The 23497-nt window shown below is 42.1% G+C and carries 18 protein-coding genes and 5 tRNA genes; 17 read left to right on the top strand and 6 right to left on the bottom strand.

The window, feature by feature from the left end; genetic code table 11:
- Positions 1 to 59: 59 nt before the first annotated feature.
- From HMPREF9420_RS05975 to HMPREF9420_RS05950, 6 genes are all read right to left on the bottom strand, one after another.
- Positions 60 to 554, bottom strand: coding sequence for a hypothetical protein (locus HMPREF9420_RS05975; protein ID WP_007134595.1), 495 nt, complete (start codon positions 552 to 554; stop codon positions 60 to 62).
- A 411-nt stretch (positions 555 to 965) separates the two neighbouring features.
- The gene (locus HMPREF9420_RS05970) at positions 966 to 1493 is read right to left on the bottom strand and encodes a nitroreductase family protein (protein ID WP_007134592.1); all 528 of its coding nucleotides are present in this window, start codon (positions 1491 to 1493) and stop codon (positions 966 to 968) included.
- 10 nt (positions 1494 to 1503) lie between these two features.
- Positions 1504 to 4407 carry a M16 family metallopeptidase gene (locus tag HMPREF9420_RS05965; RefSeq protein ID WP_007134591.1) on the bottom strand — a complete coding sequence of 968 codons (2904 nt, stop codon included), beginning with the start codon at positions 4405 to 4407 and terminating at the stop codon, positions 1504 to 1506.
- Positions 4408 to 4744: 337 nt separating this feature from the next.
- Positions 4745 to 5923 carry a MalY/PatB family protein gene (locus HMPREF9420_RS05960; protein WP_007134589.1) on the bottom strand — a complete coding sequence of 393 codons (1179 nt, stop codon included), beginning with the start codon at positions 5921 to 5923 and terminating at the stop codon, positions 4745 to 4747.
- Positions 5924 to 5929: 6 nt separating this feature from the next.
- On the bottom strand, positions 5930 to 6775 hold the full coding sequence (locus HMPREF9420_RS05955; RefSeq protein ID WP_007134588.1) for a DUF3737 family protein: 846 nt from the start codon (positions 6773 to 6775) through the stop codon (positions 5930 to 5932).
- A gap of 136 nt (positions 6776 to 6911) precedes the next feature.
- A complete protein-coding gene (locus HMPREF9420_RS05950; protein ID WP_007134587.1) occupies positions 6912 to 7871 on the bottom strand; it encodes a hypothetical protein in 960 nt (319 codons plus the stop codon).
- A gap of 674 nt (positions 7872 to 8545) precedes the next feature.
- Between HMPREF9420_RS05950 and rpsU the strand changes: the two genes are divergently transcribed.
- The 17 genes from rpsU to rpoC all read left to right on the top strand — a co-directional run bounded on the left by rpsU (position 8546) and on the right by rpoC (position 23163).
- On the top strand, positions 8546 to 8737 hold the full coding sequence (gene rpsU, locus HMPREF9420_RS05945) for a 30S ribosomal protein S21 (protein ID WP_007134585.1): 192 nt from the start codon (positions 8546 to 8548) through the stop codon (positions 8735 to 8737).
- A gap of 78 nt (positions 8738 to 8815) precedes the next feature.
- Positions 8816 to 9697, top strand: coding sequence for a site-specific tyrosine recombinase/integron integrase (gene xerA / locus HMPREF9420_RS05940; protein ID WP_007134584.1), 882 nt, complete (start codon positions 8816 to 8818; stop codon positions 9695 to 9697).
- Between the two features lie 21 nt (positions 9698 to 9718).
- Positions 9719 to 10018 (top strand): ribosome hibernation-promoting factor, HPF/YfiA family, encoded by a 300-nt coding sequence (gene hpf, locus HMPREF9420_RS05935; RefSeq protein WP_007134583.1) that lies wholly within the window; start codon positions 9719 to 9721, stop codon positions 10016 to 10018.
- Positions 10019 to 10117: 99 nt separating this feature from the next.
- Positions 10118 to 10191: transfer RNA gene (locus HMPREF9420_RS05930), tRNA-Thr, on the top strand.
- Positions 10192 to 10235: 44 nt separating this feature from the next.
- A tRNA-Tyr gene (locus HMPREF9420_RS05925) sits at positions 10236 to 10317 on the top strand.
- A gap of 19 nt (positions 10318 to 10336) precedes the next feature.
- Positions 10337 to 10409: transfer RNA gene (locus HMPREF9420_RS05920), tRNA-Gly, on the top strand.
- 11 nt (positions 10410 to 10420) lie between these two features.
- A tRNA-Thr gene (locus tag HMPREF9420_RS05915) sits at positions 10421 to 10492 on the top strand.
- Between the two features lie 79 nt (positions 10493 to 10571).
- Positions 10572 to 11768 (top strand): elongation factor Tu, encoded by a 1197-nt coding sequence (gene tuf, locus HMPREF9420_RS05910; protein ID WP_007134582.1) that lies wholly within the window; start codon positions 10572 to 10574, stop codon positions 11766 to 11768.
- A gap of 59 nt (positions 11769 to 11827) precedes the next feature.
- Positions 11828 to 11900, top strand: a tRNA-Trp gene (locus HMPREF9420_RS05905).
- Positions 11901 to 11916: 16 nt separating this feature from the next.
- Complete coding sequence (gene secE / locus HMPREF9420_RS13145) at positions 11917 to 12108, top strand: preprotein translocase subunit SecE (RefSeq protein WP_007134581.1); 192 nt, start codon at positions 11917 to 11919, stop codon at positions 12106 to 12108.
- An 11-nt stretch (positions 12109 to 12119) separates the two neighbouring features.
- Entirely contained in the window at positions 12120 to 12665 is a 546-nt protein-coding gene (nusG, locus tag HMPREF9420_RS05900; protein ID WP_007134580.1) for a transcription termination/antitermination protein NusG, read from the top strand.
- A 58-nt stretch (positions 12666 to 12723) separates the two neighbouring features.
- Positions 12724 to 13164 carry a 50S ribosomal protein L11 gene (rplK, locus tag HMPREF9420_RS05895; protein ID WP_007134579.1) on the top strand — a complete coding sequence of 147 codons (441 nt, stop codon included), beginning with the start codon at positions 12724 to 12726 and terminating at the stop codon, positions 13162 to 13164.
- A 21-nt stretch (positions 13165 to 13185) separates the two neighbouring features.
- Complete coding sequence (rplA, locus tag HMPREF9420_RS05890) at positions 13186 to 13878, top strand: 50S ribosomal protein L1 (protein WP_007134578.1); 693 nt, start codon at positions 13186 to 13188, stop codon at positions 13876 to 13878.
- A gap of 18 nt (positions 13879 to 13896) precedes the next feature.
- A complete protein-coding gene (gene rplJ, locus HMPREF9420_RS05885) occupies positions 13897 to 14415 on the top strand; it encodes a 50S ribosomal protein L10 (RefSeq protein ID WP_007134577.1) in 519 nt (172 codons plus the stop codon).
- Positions 14416 to 14483: 68 nt separating this feature from the next.
- The gene (gene rplL, locus HMPREF9420_RS05880; protein WP_004373941.1) at positions 14484 to 14861 is read left to right on the top strand and encodes a 50S ribosomal protein L7/L12; all 378 of its coding nucleotides are present in this window, start codon (positions 14484 to 14486) and stop codon (positions 14859 to 14861) included.
- Between the two features lie 142 nt (positions 14862 to 15003).
- Positions 15004 to 18813, top strand: a complete 3810-nt coding sequence (gene rpoB, locus HMPREF9420_RS05875; protein WP_007134576.1) for a DNA-directed RNA polymerase subunit beta — start codon at positions 15004 to 15006, stop codon at positions 18811 to 18813.
- Positions 18814 to 18840: 27 nt separating this feature from the next.
- The gene (gene rpoC / locus HMPREF9420_RS05870; protein ID WP_007134575.1) at positions 18841 to 23163 is read left to right on the top strand and encodes a DNA-directed RNA polymerase subunit beta'; all 4323 of its coding nucleotides are present in this window, start codon (positions 18841 to 18843) and stop codon (positions 23161 to 23163) included.
- The last annotated feature ends 334 nt before the right edge of the window (positions 23164 to 23497 follow it).

The raw sequence follows: 23497 nt of genomic DNA, 5'->3' as shown, positions 1-23497 counted from the left end.
GCATAGCATGTGTTGGGTGCTTACACAAAGCTTAAATGGTGTAAGCATTCAATGCTTTCTCATGCAAGATTGTGTTGAGGCTTGCGGGGCTTTGCCATCCACCACCATACCATTCCTGTTGAAATCAGGAACAACAAAGCGCAAATGATGTCAATATTTCTTGTGTGTTGTTGATAATAAGCGTGTGCTGGTATCAAGGTTAAATCGTTATTCCAGTATTTTCCAATGGGCTTTGCAGCAAAATAAGCCAATCGTTGTGCAGTCATGTCCAATAGAAAATATCCTTTTGAGCAATGACCGATGACACAATTACTTACAACTTGCACAGAGTCTACACCCGAAGGCATATCTTCGTAGGCCACATTGTCCTGTATATTATAGTCTTTTCCTTGTGCATCTCCTGTCCAAAGGGTATATTGTTCGTTTAGATTGATACCATAATAAGTACCAATCCAGTCTTCTCCCTCCCATATTTTACAGAGTGCAGTGCATAGAATCAGGAGGATGAATGTGATAAATAGGCAAGTAAAATACCTTATCACGCGTTTTTTCATCGTTGTCTTTTTGAAGTCTATAGTATTGAATGTGCAATATTACCCATTTTTTTTGAAAGGTCAAAACATTCATTTCTTTTTTTCATCTTCCTTTTGTCAGCGTGTGGCGTCATTGCTATCATGATATTTCTCCCAATGAAATTGCCTACTCTTATGTGGGCCCCAACACACAGCTTGATGTGGATTGTGCTTGGAAAGCGCAATCCCCGTGGTGTTGAAGCATGCAACTCATCAGGTGATTTGTGCCATTTTAGGCTATAAAGTGCCTCATTTCATCGCATCAAATACGGCAAATCACACGGTAATCTGCCACACTTCATTTGCGGCATACAATAGCGTTGAGTTTAGCAATGAGTTCTTTTGCGTGGCAGGCGCGCGCAGTATAGCCAATGATAGGCGTTATTCTGCGTTTTATTTCACTATGCGATAGTAGTCTTTTTTTCTCTCTTTAACCTTCTTTGGCCATGAAGCGGGATAGCCAACTGCCAGTGCTCCAATGCCGATTAAGCCTTCGGGAAGTCCCCATTCCTGCATGAGTAGCTTGCCTTCTGCCGTTGCAAACATCTCATCTTCACGGTTTATCCAACAACTTCCAAGTCCAATGGCGTGGGCAGCAAGCATCATGTTGGCGAGAACTAAACTGCCATCGCGGGTGTTATTGTACCAATCTTTCGAGGCAAACACAAGAATCAAGGTCGGTGCTCCATAGTAAGGGTCTGAACTTACGCCCATAATGGTAGCGTTCATTGTGCGGAGTTGGTTACACTGTCGCTCGTTTTGAACAGCCACAATCCATGGATCTTGCAACCCTTTTCCTGTGGGTGCCCACGTGCCAGCTTCGAGAATGGTTTGTAGTTCGTTGTCTTTAATCTGCTCATTCGTAAAGCGGCGTATGCTTCTTCGCTCGCGAATGGCTTTGATTACTTCGTTTTCCATCATGGGATTTGTTTTATTTGTGAATATCTTCTTTCTTTAGTTCCACCACCGTTCCATAGTGTTCGAGTGCTTTTCTGTCAAGAACTTTCAAATTTCCAATGACATAATAAGAGCGCGGAGCATGCTGAATGTGCTGGCGATAGTAGTCAATGACTTGCTCATTTGTCGTGTGATTAATGGCTTGAGCGTAGGCTTTGTTCGGATCGTCTGCATAGCCTCGCATGATGTTTCCAGCCACATAACCGGGTTGATCGCGGAAAGTGGGGCGCGAATTATTAATGTTATTCATGGCCGATTGACGTGCGTTTTGCAAGTCTTGTGCATGGATGGGCATGTTACTTAATAAGCTATCAATGAGCGAAAGCGTTGTCAATGCCTTGTCAGCTTGCGTTCCTGCCGTTGTAAAATAGCCGATAGGGCGGTCTTGATAGGCCTTAAATTCCTGTTGATATGCCAATCCTCCGCAGGTATAAACTAAGGAACGAAGGTCACGAAGCTCGCGGAAGAGCACGCTGTTTAGGCCTCCATTACTGAAATAACGCGCCCAAATGACAAACTGAGCTCGCTTTTCTTCGGAGTTAAGTGCAGGCAAAACATTGTATGTTCCAACGATAGTTTGGCGTGCATCAGGCAAGTTATAGAGATATATAGTGGGGCGTTTGGGCTGCTGAACTGTGTAATCATAGCCTGTGAAATCTGTTCTGTTGGTTTCTTGAACAATAGGATTCAGCAGGTGAGTAAGGCTGTCCGGATTGGCCTTTCCACTATAAGTGACGATGAGTTTCCCCTTTTGTGCAGCTTTAAAATAGCCTTCTATGTCGGCCACTTGCAGTTTCTTTAGTTCACTTCTTGACATATCTTGCAAGCCAAAAGCTTTGTCGCCCATCGCTATTTTGTCCATAACGGCGCTGCTAACACTGCTTATATCCTTAGTAAAGAACTGATCTCCAAGACGTTCATCCTTTCGCATTACCGAGAGAAATTTCTTGTCTGTCTTAGGATGTTGCAGCAAATCGGCGAGCAATTGAATGGAGGGGGCGAGATTCTTTTCATAGCCTGAGAGTTCAATGCGCATGCTTTTGAGGTCGTAAGTGCCACTAAGTGTTGTGCCTAAGGCTTGTAATCTTTTTGCAAAAGCTTGCTTGTCGAGCGTTGTTGTGCCTAAAAAACTGAATAGATCAGACATGCCATGGGTCGGTTGATTCACGTGATTTTGCAACCAGGAAAGCCTCAAATGGAAGATGTTGTTCTGTGGATTTGCCGTCACATATAAGTCAGCTTGCTGACCAAGATGACGTGTTGTGACCTCCTTACCAAGGCTTATAAACTGGGGAGTTAGCGTTGGAGTAGGAGTCTTTTCCAATGCTTTGGCATAGTCAGACTGGCTGTTTTCGTTGTTGGTTTCCACTGCTTTGTAAGGTGGTTTGCTGATTTTATCCTTCTTATACTTACCAAATTTCTTATGAAGGAGTAAGTAATGTTGGTTGAAGTAATGGCGACATGCTGCCACAACATCATCCTTTTGCAAGGTCGCGAGCCTGGAAATCTGATGCAGATAGTCGTTCCAATTCATTCCGTTTAGATAGCAGTTAGTCATCAAAGTGATGCGCGTCTGGAGGTTTTCGAGCTGTTGTTCCTGCATCTTTTGATATTCGGTTTTCGCTGCTTCAAAGCTTTCGGTAGAGAAATCTCCCTCTTTTAGTTTGTTAATTTGCTGCCACAAGAGTCGTTCTGCCTTGCGTTTTGAACCAAAAGGAAGGTTGGGTACGGCGGCTAAACCAATCAAACCAACTTCGCGCATCATAGAGATTTGTTCACTCGCTGCCATGCCATACATGATGGAATGGTGGCTGACGAGTGAGTCAATGAGTCCACTTTCGTTGCTGTTGGAAAGTAATCGCATAGCAATTTGCAAGGCTGTGTAGTCGTGATTGCGTGGAGTTGGCCCACGAAATAGCAGTGCAGAGACCTTAATCAAAGGGAAAGGTATCTTTACTTTTATGGTCTTTTCGGGTGAAAAGTCAGCCAGATTGATAGGTTGACGCTGTGGAATTGGGCCGTTATGAATACGTCCAAAGGTCTTTTCTAATAGCGGAAGGATGTCTTTTTCATTGAATTTCCCACAAAGAATCAATGCCATATTGTTGGCAACATAGTATTTCTGATAAAACGCTTCCATGTCAGAAAGTCTTGGGTTTTTCAGGTTTTCAGTGCTTCCAATGACTGGAAACTCATAGCCACTACCCTTAAATACCTGTCCTTGTAGATGCTCCATGAGTTGCACTCCGAAGTTATCCTCGCCGCGATTCTTCTCTTCATAGACAGTTTCCAGTTCTCCTTGAAAGAGTCGAAACACAGGGTTGATAAAGCGGTCGCTATTCAGTTGGCACCATTGTGCTATATATTGTGGGGCACACTCGCTATGATATACGGTCTCGTCAAGGGTGGTATAGGCGTTGATAGCAGTTGTGCCATAGCGTGTAAGCAGTTTAGAGAACTCGTTGGGAATGGCATATTTGGCTGCCTGCTGATTGAGTTTGTTGATTTTTAGCTGTATGGCGGTGCGCTGTTTCGGGTCGGTTGTTTGAGAGAGAAGATTGTATTGATGACTGATTTCATCAAGCAATGGCTTCTCCTTAGCGTAGTTTGTTGTGCCGATTTGTTGTGTTCCTTTGAACATAATGTGTTCAAAATAGTGGGCAATTCCTGTGTTAGGACAGTCTCTTGCACCTGCTTTCACGACGACATAACCAATGAATTTAGAGGCTGTGGAGTCGGGATTGAGCCATACTGTCATGCCATTGCTGAGGTGATGGATGTTAACTTGCTGGGCGGATAGGGGCAGAAATGCCAATAAAAAGAACAACAATGTGATGCTCTTTGTTGCTTTTGAACGAAATAAAAGAAAGATTTTCATCAGTTTTCTTCATTAAATCATGTTATTTCCACATATAGATGGAATACGTATTACATGACAAAGATACAATGTTTTGACAAGAAAAACAATAGGACGGAGGGTTAAAAAACTAAAAGATAGGGTAGTATGGAGTTGTATTTACCATGAAAGGGTGCTCTCAGCCATACTGAAAAACAAATAAAAAAGGTTGGCATGCTTTGCCAACCTTAGTAGATGGAGAGAGAATCTCTTTGTTCTTTTCTCCTAATTCGTTCTATATAGATTCAATATTCGCTACACTTCACCTTATATATATAGGTGAAGCGCGAAACAGTTTCAACCGCGATATGCACCAATCTTAGTCAGCCATATAAGGAAGGAGTACGCTTTCAACGCGTTTTAACGCTTCAATGAGCGTCTCACGGGTACAAGCAAGGTTGATGCGCAGATAGTGAGCGCCGGCTTGTTGGCCATACATGGTGCCACTGTTGAACATCACTTTAGCCTGATTTAAAAGCTTTTGGGTCGCTTCATCGGCTGTCAATGCGGTGTGAGACAAGTCAGCCCATGCCAAATATGTGCCTTCTAAGCGACATAGTTTGATTTTGGGCAGGTGCTCGTTGAAGAATCGTTTCAGCGTGAGATAATTCTCATGAATGTATAAGTTGAGCTCATCGAGCCACTCTTCTCCTTGGTTGTATGCTGCTTGCAGTGCGATAACACCAAAGGGATTGACGTCGCAGACCTCATTGATGTTTATCGCTCGGTCGATGCGGCGACGCAATTCAGCGTCATGACAGATGATAGTTGCAATCTGAAGTCCTGCAATATTGAAAGCCTTTGTAGGCGAATTGAGCACTACACTATTGTTACAACACGCCTCGTTTACAGCCGCAAAGGGTTGGAAAGTGTAGCCCGGCATGACGATTTCGCAATGGATTTCATCGGCAATCACCTTTACATTATGCTTCATGCAGATGTCGTTCATGCGTTGAAGTTCATCTTTTGTCCATACACGTCCAGCCGGATTGTGTGGATTACAGAGTAGAAATACCGTGGTTTTCTCGTCTGCACACTTGCTCTCGAAGTCTTCAAAATCGATCACATAGCTATCTCCCTGTCGGCAAAGTGGATTTTCTAACACTTCACATCCGCTGTTACGGATAGACGAAAAGAAGCAGTTGTAGACGGGAGTCTGTATTAACACCTTCTCACCCGGCATGGTAATAGCCTTCAATGCGCAAGAAATGGCAGGTACAACTCCCGAGGTATAGAGGATGTCTTCACGTTGAATTTGCCATTGGTGGCGTCTGCTGAACCAATGGATAATGGCTTCATAGAAGCTGTCGGGCACGTAAGTGTAACCGAAAACGCCATGATCGAGGCGCTGTTTCAAGGCTTCAAGGATGCAAGGTGCAGTCTTAAAATCCATATCAGCCACCCACATGGGGAGCACACCATCTTCTTTTGGCTCGTCCCATTTAATGGAATTAGTGCCTCGACGCACTACTTTCTCATCGAAATTGAATTTGTTCATCGTTGTTTATTTTCTTGTTTCAATCACGCAATCATTACCTTTGGCAAACTCGTTATATGTGATTTGGCCAATCTTATCAGCCACAATGTGTCCGCTAATAGGGTTCTTGACCTCGGTGATTGCACCTTTTATGGTGGCATTGATATTGCGACTATCTTCAAAAATGCGGTCGCATGCAGCGTCAAAGGTACAATCTTCAAGCGTGATGCCATCGAGATAGCAAAGCGGTTGCTCGCCACTGATGTGACAACGCACAAGCTTTATGTTCTTGGAATGCCATGCTAAGTATTCTCCATCAAGTTCAGAGTCGTAGACAATCACGTTCTCACACTCCCAGAAACTATCCTTTGTAGTGATCTTTGCGTGGTGAATCTCAACGTTCTTACAATATTGAAACACATACTTTGCATCACTTACCAAACCATCTACATAGATATTGCGAGAAAACATGAATGGATAGGTGCCCTCATGTAGCGTGACATTCTTCAACTTTAGGCCGTTAACCTTCCAAAAAGTCTCATCGGCGTCGTTGATTTTTACGTTTTCTAACTCCAAGTTTTGCATCTCACGAAAGAACTTTGGACCATCAATGACCGAGTCTTTCATAGTCATATTGTCACTATACCAGATAGCAGAACGACTCTCAGGAGCAAAGTAACAATTCGTAATAACACTCCCATCGACATGCCACCAAGGGTATTTGCCATAAAACTTTGAGTCATTACAGGTTATGTTCTGACAACATTTTATGCCCGATTCACCATCGGTAATTGTGATATTCTCTAAGCTTGCATCCTTTAATCCAAAGAGAGGACGCTCTCCACCAAAGCTTTTATCCTTGATAATTTCCATTTCTTTCTAACCTGTTTTGATTTGATTTGTGATGTAATAAAATAACTCTTTCACGATATATTTGCAAAAACTATACCAAATTTTCATTCGTCTTAAACTGACACATTTGTCATATTGTGATGGACTTCTTAGCTGATTACCACTTCAAATAGCCATATTTATCTTTATACCACAGCTGAACGGCATTGATAATGTTCTGCCAAATCACGTAGACGCAAGGTGCAATAGCTGCATAAGGATTAAGAAATGAGAGCGTAAGCCATATTCCTACGACGGTATTCTTTTGCCCTAAAGCTTGTCCTGCGCCTATACTGTCGCCATAACGATGGCCGACAAGTTTGCCAAGGGAGAACTGAACTATAGCCAATATCAGCGGAATGATGCACAAAGCTGTTAATACCCATCCCGAAACTGGAGCGTGAAGGATATTTTGCATGGCAAGTCCCATGATGATAGAAAGGTTGAAACTCCATAAATAAAAGGCGAGGTTGCGTTTCGTTTTCAGCCAGGTGACAAACTTGGGAAGGTGTTTTCGCGAGAGCAAAGCTAAGCAAAGAGGAATGATAAGCACCATTAGCACACGCTGAAGCACCAGCCATGCCGCCATGGCGAAAGTGATATCAGCTCCCTTTTCCATAAGTGGAAAGAACAAAGGGATAATGATTGATGTGAAGCCATTAGCGATAAGGAGATATACTGTCAATGAAGCGATGTTGCCACCCAACTTATCTACAATCACGGGAGCAGCGGCAGCGGTAGGGCAGATGGCACAGATGAAGACGCCTTCCCATAATAGTTTATAGGTAGGATTCGTGCAAAGATTGGCTGATAAGACACTCAGTGCTGCCAAAAGTGTGCGGATTCCTTGCAGAATAAAATGCCATTTGCGTGGTGTAAGGTCATTCATTTGGATCTTACAGAACGTGACATAGAGCATCAAAAAGATGTTGATGGGGAGCACCATTACCAGCTTTGGTCCGATGAAATCACCGAAAGGGGTCAATACTTCAATATGGGTGAAGAGCAAATATACCAGACTCCCGAAAACGATGGAGCATAATAGTGTCCATTGTTTGATAAATTTAATGATGCGCATAAGTTGAATTTTGTGTCATTAAATCACTGCTTTTATCCTCCTTTTACGGCAAGAGACAACCTTATTTCATTTCGATTGTTGCATTTCTAACCAGCAGTGTATATATATGATATGTGCAAAGGTAGTTGATTTTTAATGAAATTGTGTTGTAAGTTTTGAAGAATTATGGTAAGCAGAATGGGAGAATGAATTATTATTGATAATCATCGTGTTAGTAATCTGTGCCGTTTTATGGTGTAAAGGCTATTGAATTACCGAATGAAATGATAGGAATGATGACGCAAAATGAGTGACATTGGAAAATGAGCGCAATGGAAATAGAATGTGTCGAATTGCAAGCGGTAATAAAAGGTTGTGCGAATGATATGATGTAGGGTTTGTAGAAGAGATTAGATTTATATTGGAATATGGGGTGATTGTAGTGCAACTTTGTTGTGTTTTATATCAAGTTTGTTGATGGTAATTATTGGGATACTTGTGGATGAGTATGGATTTTGCATGCAGTTTGTATGTGTTAAGCACTCGCTGACTTTCAAAGAAAAACGGGATTTTATTTGGAATTTTAGGAAAATAGATGTAATTTTGCACCCGCTAATAGTGGATTCTGTCTATAAAAAAGGCGTAACCACTTGAAGATGAGTTTTATATAAACAATTTAATAAAAACAAACAAACATGATTATTGTACCCGTAAAAGATGGTGAAAACATCGAAAGAGCTTTGAAAAAGTTCAAGAGAAAATTCGAAAAGACAGGTGTTGTTAAAGAGCTTCGTGCTCGTCAGCAGTACAACAAGCCTTCTGTTTTGAAGAGACTCAAGATGGAACACGCTGTCTATGTACAGAAACTGCGTACTAACGAGGAATAAAACTCGTTAAAAAATTTGGTAGTTTGAATTTAATTCCGTAAATTCGTTGCCGTAAACATATATGCCAGCGGCGCTTTTATGATGATTAATGAGTTTCTAAACTATCTGAAGTTTGAGCGTAATCGCTCAGATTTGACGATAAAGAATTACGGAGAAGACCTACGGGCTTTTGAAGAATTCTATGGGAACTTAGATAGTCGTCTCTCTTGGAAGTCGGTTGATTCGGATGTTATCCGCGACTGGATGGAGAGCATGATGGATAAAGGGAATAATGCAACTTCAATCAATCGGAGGTTGAGTGCGTTGCGATCTTTCTATCGTTTTGCTCTTACAAGGAAGTTGGTTGATAAAAATCCGGTACATGGTGTCACGGGACCTAAGAAGGGTAGACCTTTGCCTCAGTTCTTGAAAGAGAATGAAATGGATAGGTTGCTCGATGCAGAAAGTTGGACGGAGAGTTTTGAAGATGTACGTGATCGCACGGTAATCATGACTTTCTATGAAACAGGAATCCGACTTTCAGAACTGATAGGACTGGATGATAGCATGGTGGATTTTTCGAATCGGCAGTTGAAAGTGACGGGAAAGAGGAATAAACAGCGTGTGATTCCCTTTGGTGAGGAACTCTTGGTGACGCTTCGTGATTATATGAAGTGTCGTGATAAAGAGGTGAATCGGCAGTCTGAAGCCTTGTTTGTTTCAACAAAAGGGCAGCGAATGACTTCGAGTCAAGTGAGGGAAGGCGTAAAAAGGAATCTTTCAAAGGTTTGTACACTGAAGAAGAGAACGCCTCACGTGCTGCGACATACGTTTGCAACAGCAATGCTTAATAACAAAGCTGGGATTGAAAGTGTAAAGAAGTTGCTCGGTCATGAGAGTCTGTCAACGACAGAAATCTATACACATACGACTTTTGAGCAGCTTAAACGCGAATATTATAGTGCCCATCCTCGGGCTTAACCCTTAAAAACGGAGTTAACTATGGAGCTAAAAATTCAGTCGATTCACTTCGACGCTACCGAAAAATTACAGGCGTTTATTGAAAAGAAAATCGCCAAGTTAGAAAAGAATTACGAAGATATACAGAAAGTAGAGGTGCAGTTAAAAGTAGTCAAACCTGCCACCGCCCTCAATAAAGAAGCCAGTATTACGGTTTCTGTTCCAGGACAAAAGCTCTTTGTTGCAAAGACCTGTGATACATTTGAGGAAGGAATTGATGAAGCTGTAGATTCAATGAAGGTGCAGTTGACTAAATTCAAGGAAAAAATCCGCAATCATTGAAAAAAACTGATTAAAAGTTTTGGTGATTAAAAAATAAATCGTATCTTTGCAGCCGTTTTAGAACACGTCCTAGTAAAGTCGTATCGGCTGCATGGATTTGCCTCTTTAGCTCAGTTGGCCAGAGCACGTGATTTGTAATCTCGGGGTCGTTGGTTCGAATCCGACAAGAGGCTCAACGGAAAGTTGAAAAAGACTCCTACTAAGGATATCTTAAATAGGGTGGTTACCAGAGTGGCCAAATGGGGCAGACTGTAAATCTGCTGGCTATGCCTTCGGTGGTTCGAATCCATCACCACCCACATCCGAAAGGAGTTTTTTGCGGAAATAGCTCAGTTGATAGAGCACTAGCCTTCCAAGCTGGGGGTCGCGGGTTTGAGCCCCGTTTTCCGCTCTCATTGCGACGCTGTAATAGCTCAGTGGTAGAGCACTTCCTTGGTAAGGAAGAGGTCCTGAGTTCAACTCTCAGTTACAGCTCTTTTCGGTTTCTATTTCTATAGACACTGGGAAAAACAAGATTATTGATTATACATTTATATAAATAAAAAGAAAAGCTATGGCTAAAGAAGAATTCGTACGTACCAAACCGCACGTAAACATTGGTACAATCGGTCACGTTGACCACGGTAAGACAACTCTTACTGCTGCAATCTCAAAGGTTCTTCATGAGAAGGGCTTCGGTACAGAGGATGTTAAGTCTTTCGATCAGATTGACAATGCTCCTGAAGAGAAAGAGCGTGGTATTACCATTAACTCTGCTCATATTGAATATGAAACAGCAAAACGTCACTATGCACACGTAGACTGTCCGGGGCACGCTGACTATGTAAAGAACATGGTTACTGGTGCTGCTCAGATGGATGGTGCTATCTTGGTAGTTGCTGCTACTGATGGTCCTATGCCTCAGACACGTGAGCACGTGCTTTTGGCTCGTCAGGTAAACGTTCCTCGCTTGGTTGTTTTCTTGAATAAGTGCGACATGGTTGATGATGAGGAGATGCTTGACCTTGTTGAAATGGAAGTTCGTGAAATCCTTGAGCAGTATGGCTATGAAGAGGATACTCCAATTATACGCGGTTCTGCACTTGGTGCATTGAATGGTGTTGAAAAGTGGGTTGACTCTGTAATGAAGTTGATGGATACTGTTGATGAATGGATTCAAGAACCAGAGCGTGAGGTTGATAAACCATTCTTGATGCCAGTTGAGGATGTATTCTCAATCACAGGTCGTGGTACTGTAGCTACAGGTCGTATTGAAACAGGTGTTTGTAAAGTAGGTGACGAAGTTCAGCTTCTTGGTCTTGGTGAAGATAAGAAATCAGTTATTACAGGTGTTGAGATGTTCCGTAAGAACCTTGCTGAAGGTCAGGCTGGTGATAACGTAGGTTTGTTGCTTCGTGGTATTGATAAGGCTGAAGTTAAACGTGGTATGGTAGTTGTGCATCCGGGTGCTATTACTCCTCATGATCACTTCAAGGCTTCTATTTATGTATTGAAGAAAGAAGAAGGTGGTCGTCATACTCCATTTGGTAATAAGTATCGTCCTCAGTTCTATCTTCGTACAATGGATTGTACTGGTGAAATTAAATTGCCAGAAGGCGTTGAGATGGTAATGCCTGGTGATAATGTTGAAATTGAAGTAGAACTTATTTACAAGGTTGCTTTGAATGAAGGCTTACGTTTCGCTATCCGTGAAGGTGGTCGTACAGTAGGTTCAGGTCAGATTACTGCAATTCTCCCTGACGTTAAGTAATTCGAAATAAGTCTTAGGATATATTGAGTCCTCGTTATATATGTAGCGGGGACTTATATACGGGAATAGCTCAGTTGGTAGAGCATCGGTCTCCAAAACCGAGGGTCGTGGGTTCGAGCCCTGCTTCCCGTGCTAATTAGAAGATAATATGTTTAGTAAGATAGTAAATTACTGTAAAGCTTGTTATGACGAGCTTGTGCATAAAACTACTTGGCCAACACGTGCCGAACTTACTCATAGTGCAATGATTGTATTATCTGCTTCCCTTGTCATTGCATTAGTAGTGTTCGGAATGGACAGTCTGTTCAAGTTCGTGATGAGCACGATTTATCCACGTTAATTCTTCAAGAGATGGCTGAAACAGGAAATAAATGGTATGTGCTTCGTGCTGTTAGTGGAAAAGAGGCAAAGTTGAAAGAATATATTGATGCCGAGATGAAACATAACGAGTTGCTTAGCACACATGTATCTCAGGTCCTTATACCGATGGAGAAACATGCTTCTTTGCGTAATGGCAAACGAGTAGTTAAGGAGAAAATCTCTCTCCCGGGCTATATTTTTGTTGAGGCTAACTTGGTTGGGGACGTTGTGCATACTCTGCGCTTTATGCCTAATTGTTTAGGCTTTCTTGGAGGGTTAGATAATCCTTCTCCCGTCCTTCAATCAGAGATTAATAGGATGTTAGGTACTGCCGAAAATACGGAGATAGAAGGTACTGTTGATGTTCCCTATGTTGTAGATGAGACAGTAAAAGTAATAGACGGACCATTCAGTGGTTTCAGTGGCGTTATCGAAGAGATAAATGCTGAGAAGCATAAGCTGAAGGTGATGGTTAAGATCTTTGGACGTAAAACTCCGTTAGAGTTAAGTTTTATGCAGGTAGAGAAGGAAGGATAATCTTCGTTACGGAAGTTTATTTCCCTTTTATAACAATCAATTTTTAATATTAACAAAAATGGCTAAAGAAGTTGCTGGTTTAATCAAATTACAGATTAAGGGTGGCGCTGCGAATCCTTCACCTCCAGTAGGCCCAGCGTTGGGTTCTAAGGGTATTAATATTATGGGATTCTGCAAAGAGTTCAACGCCCGTACCCAGGATAAAGCAGGTAAGATTTTACCTGTTGTTATCACATACTATACAGATAAGTCATTTAGCTTCATCATTAAGACTCCTCCTGCAGCTGTTCAGCTGAAAGAGGCTGCCAAGGTTAAGACGGGCTCTGCTCAACCTAACCGTCAGAAAGTAGCTAGTGTAACTTGGGAACAAGTTAAGGCTATTGCTGAAGACAAGATGAATGACCTCAACTGCTTTACAATAGAATCGGCTATGAAGCTGATTGCTGGTACTGCTCGTAGTATGGGTATTACTGTAAAAGGGGACTTCCCTGGTGAATAATTTAAAACTTCAATTAAGAAAATGAGTAAACTGACAAAAAATCAAAAATCAGTAGCTGATAAGGTTGAAGCAGGGAAGGCATACACATTGAAAGAGGCTGCAGAACTTGTTAAGGAAATTACCACAACAAAGTTTGATGCATCCCTTGATATTGATGTACGTCTGGGAGTTGATCCACGTAAAGCAAACCAAATGGTTCGTGGAGTAGTTTCACTGCCAAATGGAACAGGTAAAACTGTTCGAGTGCTTGCACTCTGCACCCCTGATCAGGAAGCTTCTGCAAAAGAAGCTGGTGCTGATTATGTTGGTCTTGATGAATATGTCGAGAAAATCAAAGGTGGTTGGACAGACATTGATGTCATCATAACTATGCCTTCATGTATGGGTAAGATTGGTCCTTTAGGTCGTGTGCTTGGTCCTCGCGGATTGATGCCTAATCCTAAGAGTGGCACTGTAACTATGGATGTTGCTAAGGCGGTAAAAGAAGTAAAACAGGGTAAGATTGATTTCAAGGTTGATAAAGCTGGTATTATCCACACTTCAATCGGTAAGATTTCTATGACTCCTGAGCAGATTTTTGGTAACGCAAAGGAATTTATCCAGACTGTTATTAAGTTGAAACCTGCTGCTGCTAAAGGTACATATATCAAGAGTATCTTTATTTCAAGCACGATGAGTAAGGGTATCAAAATTGATCCTAAATCAGTTGAATAACTCTAAAAGTTTTGTATAATGAAGAAAGAAGTAAAAGATACTATTATTGTTGAACTTGGTGAGAAGCTAAAAGAGTATCCTCATTTTTATCTAGTAGATCTTACTGGATTAAATGCAGAGGCTACAAGTTCGCTTCGTCGCAAGTGCTTCAAGAATGAAATCAAGATGGTTGTTGTGAAGAATAAGCTTCTTCACAAGGCTTTCGAGGCTTCGGATATTGATTTTGAACCTTTATATGGTACATTGAAAGGTACTACGGCTGTTATGTTTACAACAACAGCTAATGTTCCTGCTAAGTTATTAAAGGAATACGAAAAGGAAGGAATTCCTGCACTCAAGGCTGCATATGCAGAAGAAAGCATCTATGTAGGTGCTGATAAACTTGCAGAACTTACAGCTCTCAAGAGCAAGAACGAAGTTATCGCAGAGATTGTATCTCTGTTACAGTCTCCTGCAAAGAACGTTGTTTCTGCTCTTCAATCAGGCGCAAATACCATCCATGGTGTGCTTAAGACTTTAGGTGAGCGTCCTGAATAAATAATTGATGATGTCAATTATAAAGTCGTAATATAATTTTAACAAGAACAATTAAATTTTAGAATAAAATGGCAGACATTAAAGCTATTGCAGAAGAATTAGTAAATCTTACTGTTAAAGAAGTAAATGAGTTGGCAACAGTCCTGAAGGACGAGTATGGTATTGAGCCTGCTGCTGCAGCTGTTGCTGTAGCTGCTGGTCCTGCTGCTGGTGGTGCAGCTGCAGCTGAGGAGAAGTCTTCTTTTGACGTTGTCCTCGCTGAAGTAGGTGCAACAAAGCTTCAGGTTGTTAAGGCTGTTAAAGAGGCTTGTGGTCTTGGTTTGAAAGAAGCTAAAGACTTAGTAGATGGTGCTCCTTCAACTATTAAGGAAGGTGTTGCTAAGGACGAGGCTGAGAACCTGAAAAAGGTTATCGAAGAAGCTGGTGCCAAGGTAGAGCTGAAGTAATTCAGAATTACAGATTTCTTTAGAATATGGTTAGGATCTTCCAAGTAGGTTGGTCCTAACCTTTTTGTGTCTTTTACAAATAATTAGCCTACTTAGGCTGATAAAGCTTATTAGCCCAGTTGGGCCAATTAAATTTTAATTTATGACAAAAGTTGTTGATAACAGAGTAAATTTTGCCAGCGTGCATAATCCGCTGCCATATCCAGATTTCCTCGATGTGCAGCTGAAGTCTTTTCGTGACTTCCTACAGTTGGATACTCCGCCTGAGGAACGCAAGAACGACGGGTTATACAAAGTGTTTGCTGAGAATTTCCCAATCACTGATACTCGTAATAATTTCGTTCTTGAGTTCTTGGATTACTATATAGATCCACCTCGCTATTCCATTGATGAATGTTTAGAACGTGGTTTGACATATAGCGTACCTTTAAAGGCTAAGATGAAACTGTATTGTACAGACCCCGATCATGAGGATTTCGGTACATTTATCCAGGATGTATTCTTGGGGACAATTCCTTATATGACTGCTAATGGTACCTTTGTTATCAATGGTGCTGAACGTGTTGTTGTATCACAATTACATCGTTCGCCAGGTGTCTTCTTCGGACAAGGTGTACATGCGAATGGAACAGTTCTTTATAGTGCACGTATTATTCCGTTCAAAGGTTCGTGGATAGAGTTTGCTACTGACATTAACAATGTTATGTATGCTTACATTGATCGTAAGAAGAAATTACCGGTAACGACACTTCTTCGTGCTATGGGTTTTGAGCAGGATAAAGATATCCTGCAGATTTTTGATCTTGCAGAGGAAATCAAGGTCAACAAAAAGAACATGAAGGCTGCTGTTGGACGCAAGTTAGCTGCACGCGTATTGAAGAGTTGGAACGAAGATTTCGTTGATGAGGATACGGGCGAAGTTGTTTCTATTGAGCGTAATGAAGTAATCATGGAGCGCGAAACAGAGCTTACTGAGGATAATATCGGTGAGATTCTTGATAGCGGTGCTTCAACCATACTTCTTCATAAAGACGCAGAGGCAGCAAATAAGTATACGATTATCTTTAATACACTATCAAAGGATCCCAGTAATTCAGAAAAAGAAGCGGTCAACTATATATACCGACAACTTCGTAATGCAGATCCTGCTGATGATGCCAGTGCACGTGAGGTGTTCCAAAACCTATTCTTCTCAGACAAACGTTATGACTTAGGAGAGGTTGGACGCTATCGTATAAATAAAAAGTTAGGTCTTGATATCGACATGGATGTTCGCGTGTTGACCAAAGAGGATGTCATTGCGATTATCAAATACCTTATTCAGCTTGTCAATTCTAATGTTACAGTTGATGATATTGACCACTTGAGTAATCGTCGTGTACGTACTGTTGGTGAGCAATTAGCTAATCAGTTCGCTATTGGGCTTGCTCGTATGAGTCGTACCATTCGTGAACGTATGAATGTTCGCGACAATGAAGTGTTTACGCCAACTGACCTTATAAATGCAAAGACAATTTCCAGCGTTATAAACTCATTCTTTGGAACGAATCCTTTGAGTCAGTTTATGGACCAAACTAACCCACTTGCCGAGGTAACTCATAAGCGTCGACTTTCTGCTCTCGGTCCTGGTGGTTTGTCACGTGAACGCGCTGGTTTTGAAGTTCGTGACGTTCATTACACTCACTATGGTCGTCTTTGTCCAATTGAAAGTCCAGAAGGTCCTAACATTGGTTTGATTTCTTCACTTTGTATCTATGCAAAGATTAATGACCTTGGTTTTATCGTAACACCTTATCGCACAGTTCACGACCATAAGGTCGATATGGACAATAAGGATGTGGTCTATCTTACTGCAGAAGAAGAGGAAGAAAAGATTATTGGTCAAGGTAATGCACCACTCTCTACTGATGGTAAGTTCCTTAAAGAAACTGTAAAATGTCGTCAGGATGCAGACTATCCAGTGGTTACTCCTGATGAGGTTGACTTGGTAGATGTATCTCCGCAGCAGATAGCTTCAGTTTCAGCATCGTTGATTCCATTCTTAGAGCATGATGATGGTCACCGTGCGTTGATGGGTTGTAACATGATGCGTCAGGCCGTTCCATTGATTCATAATGATGCACCAATTGTAGGTACAGGTCTTGAGAAGCAAGTTTGCGAGGATTCTCGTACGATGGTTACTGCTGAAGGTGATGGTGTTATTGAATATGTAGATGCAACAACTATTCGTATTCTTTATGATCGTACGGAAGAAGAGGAATTTGTTAGCTTTGAACCTGCATTGAAAGAATACCGTATTCCAAAGTTCCGTCGTACCAATCAGAATATGACAATAGACCTTCGTCCTATTTGTAATAAAGGTCAACGTGTTAAGGCAGGAGACATTTTGACTGAAGGTTATGCCACAGAAAATGGAGAATTAGCCCTTGGTCGAAACTTACTTGTAGCTTATATTCCTTGGAAAGGTTACAACTATGAGGATGCTGTCGTTATTTCAGAGCGCATGGTACGCGAGGATGTACTCACATCTGTCCATGTAGATGAATATTCTCTTGATGTACGTGAAACTAAACGTGGTGTAGAAGAGTTTACTTCTGATATACCAAATGTTAGTGAAGAGGCTACCAAAGACCTTGATGACAATGGTGTAATCCGTGTAGGCGCGCGTGTAGAGCCAGGTGATATCCTTATAGGAAAGATTTCTCCTAAGGGTGAAAGTGATCCTTCGCCAGAAGAAAAACTTCTCCGTGCTATCTTTGGAGATAAGGCTGGCGATGTGAAAGATTCTTCATTAAAGGCTAATCCTTCTTTGAGTGGTGTCGTTATTGACAAGAAACTCTTCTCACGTGCTATTAAAACACGCGATTCTAAGAAGCAAGATAAGGTGCTTTTAGCTAAGATTGACGAAGAATATGAAGCAAAGAATAACGATCTGAAAGATATTCTTGTTGATAAACTTATGACGCTTACTGAGGGTAAGACATCACAGGGTGTGAAAGATTACACTGGTGCTGAGATCATTACCAAAGGAAGCAAGTTCACAGTTCCTGCATTAAAGAACCTTGAGTTCGATGGAATTCAGAGTAACAACTGGACGGATGATGACCATACGAATGCACTTATTCAGAAGCTTATTATGAATTACATCCGCAAATACAAGTTACTTGATGCGGAAATGAAGCGTAAGAAGTTTGCTATCTCTATCGGTGATGAACTCCCATCAGGCATTTTGCAGATGGCAAAGGTTTATATTGCTAAGAAACGTAAGATTCAAGTAGGTGATAAACTTGCTGGTCGACATGGTAATAAGGGTATCGTTTCAAAGGTTGTACGTACAGAAGATATGCCGTTCCTTGAGGATGGACGTCCTGTTGACTTGGTACTTAACCCTATGGGTGTGCCTTCTCGTATGAACCTTGGACAGATATTTGAGGCAATTCTCGGTGCTGCTGGACAGAAACTTGGATGTAAGTTTGCTACACCTATCTTTGATGGTGCCAAGTTGGATGATTTGAAAGAATGGACCGATAAGGCAGGTTTACCTAACCTTTGCTCTACATATATATATGATGGTGAGACTGGTGAGAAGTTTGATCAACCTGCAACAGTGGGTGTTACCTACTTCTTGAAGTTAGGACACATGGTTGAAGACAAGATGCATGCTCGTTCAATCGGTCCGTACTCTCTTATCACTCAGCAGCCACTTGGTGGTAAAGCACAGTTTGGTGGACAGCGTTTTGGAGAAATGGAAGTCTGGGCTATCGAGGCCTTTGGTGCGAGCCATGTGCTCCAAGAGATTCTGACCATCAAGTCAGATGATACAGTAGGGCGCAGCAAGGCTTACGAAGCAATCGTCAAAGGAGACACAATGCCTACACCAGGTATCCCAGAGTCTCTTAATGTATTGCTGCATGAGCTCCGTGGTCTTGGACTGAGTATCAAACTCGATTAATGTGAACACCCTAATTAAAAGATAAATATGGCTTTTAAGAAAGATTCAAAAGTAAAGAATAATTTCACGAAGATTACCATCGGATTGGCCTCTCCTGAGGAGATCCTGGAGAATTCGTATGGTGAGGTAACCAAACCCGAAACCATAAATTATCGTACATACAAGCCTGAGCGCGATGGTCTTTTCTGCGAGCGCATCTTTGGTCCTACACGAGACTATGAATGTGCCTGTGGAAAATATAAGCGCATTCGCTATAAAGGTATCGTCTGTGATCGATGTGGTGTAGAAGTAACAGAGAAGAAAGTACGTCGTGAACGTTCAGGACATATAGAACTTGTAGTGCCTGTTGCACATATTTGGTACTTCCGTTCATTGCCTAATAAGATTGGTTATCTACTTGGATTGCCAACAAAGAAACTTGATGCTGTCGTATATTATGAAAAGTATATCGTCATCAAGCCTGGTGCAATGGAAGGTAAGAAGGATGCTGATGGTGTAGAAATGAACGGCTCTCACAAGATGGATCTCTTGTCTGAAGAAGAATATTTCGACATTCTTGATAATTATGTTGACCCAAACAACGATTATCTTGACGATACAGATCCTAATAAGTTCGTAGCTAAGATGGGTGCAGAGGCTATTTATGACCTCTTGACAGATATTGATCTCGATAGTCTCAGCTATGAATTGCGTGACCGTGCTAATAATGATAGCAGCCAGCAACGCAAGACCGAGGCGTTAAAACGCTTGCAGGTGGTTGAAGCATTCCGTGCTTCTAAGGGTGTCAATCGCCCTGAGTGGATGATCTTAAAGATAGTTCCTGTCATCCCACCAGAGCTTCGTCCGCTCGTACCATTAGATGGTGGCCGCTTCGCTACATCAGACTTGAACGATCTCTATCGTCGTGTTATCATTCGTAATAATCGTTTGAAACGACTCATGGAGATTAAAGCTCCTGAAGTAATCTTGCGTAATGAGAAACGAATGCTGCAAGAAGCTGTAGACTCTCTATTCGATAATTCTCGTAAAGCGTCTGCAGTAAAGAGTGAAAGCAATCGTCCTTTGAAGTCTCTCTCAGACTCTTTGAAGGGTAAACAGGGACGTTTCCGTCAGAACCTCCTTGGTAAACGTGTTGACTACTCTGCTCGTTCAGTAATCGTTGTAGGTCCAGAATTGAAGATGGGAGAGTGCGGTTTGCCAAAACTCATGGCTGCTGAACTCTACAAACCATTTATAATCCGTAAGCTTATCGAGCGCGGTATCGTCAAAACGGTTAAGAGTGCCAAGAAAATAGTAGACCGTCGTGAGCCTGTTATTTGGGATATTCTTGAGAATGTAATGAAGGGTCACCCTGTCATGCTTAACCGTGCGCCTACACTTCACCGTCTTGGTATTCAAGCTTTCCAACCTAAACTTATTGAAGGTAAGGCTATTCAACTTCACCCATTGGCATGTACGGCGTTCAATGCCGACTTCGATGGTGACCAGATGGCTGTACACCTTCCATTGAGTAATGAGGCTGTTCTCGAAGCACAAATCCTGATGCTTCAGAGTCATAACATTCTGAATCCTGCCAATGGCGCCCCGATTACCGTTCCTTCTCAGGACATGGTACTTGGTCTTTACTATATTACAAAGATTCGCCCTGGTGCAAAGGGCGAAGGACTTACCTTCTATGGACCAGAAGAAGCCATTATTGCGCATAATGAAGGACGCTGTGATTTGCACGCAAAGATTAAGTGTGTTGTTGATGATTTGGTAGGTGATAATCCTGTACGCCACATGGTTGAAACTTCGGTTGGACGTGTTATTGTCAATCAAATCATCCCCGATGAAGTAGGCTTCTTCAATGATGTCATTTCAAAGAAGACCTTACGTGGCATCATTTCAGATGTAATCAAGGCTGTCGGAATGGCTCGTGCCTGCTCGTTCCTTGACGGAATCAAGAACTTGGGATACCGCATGGCCTATGTAGCTGGTCTTTCTTTCAACCTTGATGATATCATTATTCCAGAAGAAAAGGCTGCAATCGTTGGAAAAGGTCAGGCAGAAGTCGATCAGATTAAAGCCAACTATGAGATGGGATTCATCACAGATACCGAGCGTTACAATCAGGTTATTGATGCATGGACTCACGTAAACAACGACCTTGGTAATGTCTTGATGAAGCAAATGACAGATGCTGACCAAGGTTTCAATGCTGTTTACATGATGCTTGATTCTGGTGCGCGTGGTTCTAAAGACCAAATCAAACAGCTTTCTGGTATGCGTGGTCTGATGGCTAAGCCACAGAAGGCCGGTGCAGAAGGTCAACAGATTATTGAGAACCCTATCCTTTCAAACTTTAAGGAAGGTATGTCAGTGCTCGAATACTTTATTTCTTCTCACGGAGCTCGTAAGGGTTTGGCTGATACGGCGATGAAAACAGCCGATGCCGGATATCTTACACGTCGTTTGGTTGACGTTTCTCATGACGTCATTATTACAGAAGAAGACTGTGGAACACTGCGTGGTCTTGAATGTCGTGCATTGAAGAATGGAGACGAAATCATTTCTTCTCTCTATGAACGCATCCTTGGGCGTGTCTCTGTTCACGATGTAATCCATCCTACAACGGGTGAAGTTATCGTCAGAGCAGGTGAAGAAATCAACGAAGCTAAGGCTAAGATTATCGATGAATCTCCTATTGAGATGGTCGAGATTCGCTCCGTATTAACTTGTGAAAGCAAGCATGGCGTATGTATGAAATGCTATGGTCGAAACCTTGCTACAGCCCGTATGGTTCAACTTGGTGAGGCTGCCGGCGTTATTGCTGCACAGGCAATTGGTGAGCCTGGTACTCAGTTGACTCTTCGAACATTCCACGCTGGTGGTGTCGCTGGTAATGCTGCAGCCAATGCAAGCATTGTAGCGAAGAACGAAGCTAAGGTTGAATTCGACGAACTCCGTACGGTTCCGTTCAAAGACGACGATGATAAAGACTGCCAGATGGTAGTGAGTCGTTTGGCCGAAGTACGCTTTGTAGATCCTAATACCGAGATCGTGCTCAGTACACTCAACGTTCCTTATGGTTCATCTCTCTACTTTAAACAAGGTAATCGCGTTAAACCGGGAGACCTTATTGCTAAGTGGGACCCATTCAATGCAGTCATTGTATCTGAATATGCAGGTACGTTGAAGTTCCATGATGTTGTAGAAGGTGTTACCTTCCATGCTGAAACTGACGATACTACAGGTCTTACTGAGAAGATTATCACAGACTCTAAGGACAAGTCTAAAGTTCCAACTTGCGATATTATCGGTGCAGATGGTGAAGTGGTTGGTACTTATAACTTCCCTGTAGGCGGTCACGTTGTTGTTGAAGATGGTGCAAAAGTCAATACTGGTACAACCCTCGTTAAGATTCCACGTGCCGTAGGTGGTGCTGGAGATATCACGGGTGGTCTTCCTCGTGTGACCGAGCTCTTTGAAGCACGCAACCCATCTAACCCTGCCGTTGTTTCTGAAATTGATGGTGAGGTGACTATGGGTAAGGTGAAACGTGGTAATCGTGAGATCATCGTTACCTCTAAGACAGGTGACCAAAAGAAATATCTCGTCTCTTTGTCTAAGCAGATTCTTGTACAAGAACATGATGCTGTACGCGCTGGTACACCACTTTCTGATGGTGTAATCACGCCAAGTGACATCCTTGCTATCAAGGGTCCAACGGCTGTTCAAGAATATATTGTCAACGAGGTACAGGACGTTTATCGTCTCCAAGGTGTGAAAATCAATGACAAGCACTTCGAGATTATCGTCCGTCAGATGATGCGTAAGGTGCGCATTGATGACCCAGGAGATACTTCTTTCCTTGAACAGGAGATGGTTGATAAGCTTGATTTCGCTGAAGAAAACGACCGTATATGGGGTAAGAAGGTTGTCGTTGACGCCGGAGACTCTGAAGTTTTGAAGCCAGGACAAATCATTTCAGCACGTAAGCTCCGTGATGAGAACTCGTCATTGAAGCGTCGTGACTTGAAACCAGTGCAGGTTCGTGACGCTGTTGCAGCAACATCTACTCAGATTCTCCAAGGTATCACACGTGCAGCCCTTGCAACAAAGAGCTTCATGAGTGCAGCTTCATTCCAGGAAACTACGAAGGTGCTCAACGAAGCAGCTATTCGTGGCAAACAAGATCGCCTCGAAGGCATGAAAGAGAACGTTATCTGCGGTCACTTAATCCCTGCAGGTACGGGACTCCGCCAGTGGGATAAACTTGTCGTAGGTTCTAAAGAAGAATATGAGCGCATGCAGGCTAACCGCAAGAATGTACTCGATTTTACCGAGCATGAAGTGGTTTCTGAATAATCTCTATTTGAAATAATGAAAGGCCGTGGCTGAAAAGTCACGGCCTTTTTTTAAAATCTTTTTCCTCATTTGTTGTTAATTTCTATCGATAGTGCGTTTATCAATAAATCATTTCAATTGTAGTCGAATGGTTTTAGCTTGGTAATTCGGATAATGCTATATAGTTGTTATCGCTTCGAACCATCCAAACGGAGAATTGATAGATTTGTGATGATGGCTCTCATCTGTTTAGGTTGCGTTGTTGAGGTCTACTAATGGGTTGCATATTCATTGTTTTTCTGCTGATAATTTGCTGCACTTTACACGATGAAATGGCTTATTTTGTTTGATGTTT

The sequence above is a fragment of the Segatella salivae DSM 15606 genome, from assembly GCF_000185845.1.
In the GTDB taxonomy this organism is placed as follows: domain Bacteria; phylum Bacteroidota; class Bacteroidia; order Bacteroidales; family Bacteroidaceae; genus Prevotella; species Prevotella salivae.
Note: the sequence above shows the minus strand (reverse complement) of the source record. Positions and strands in the feature narration are given on the sequence as shown.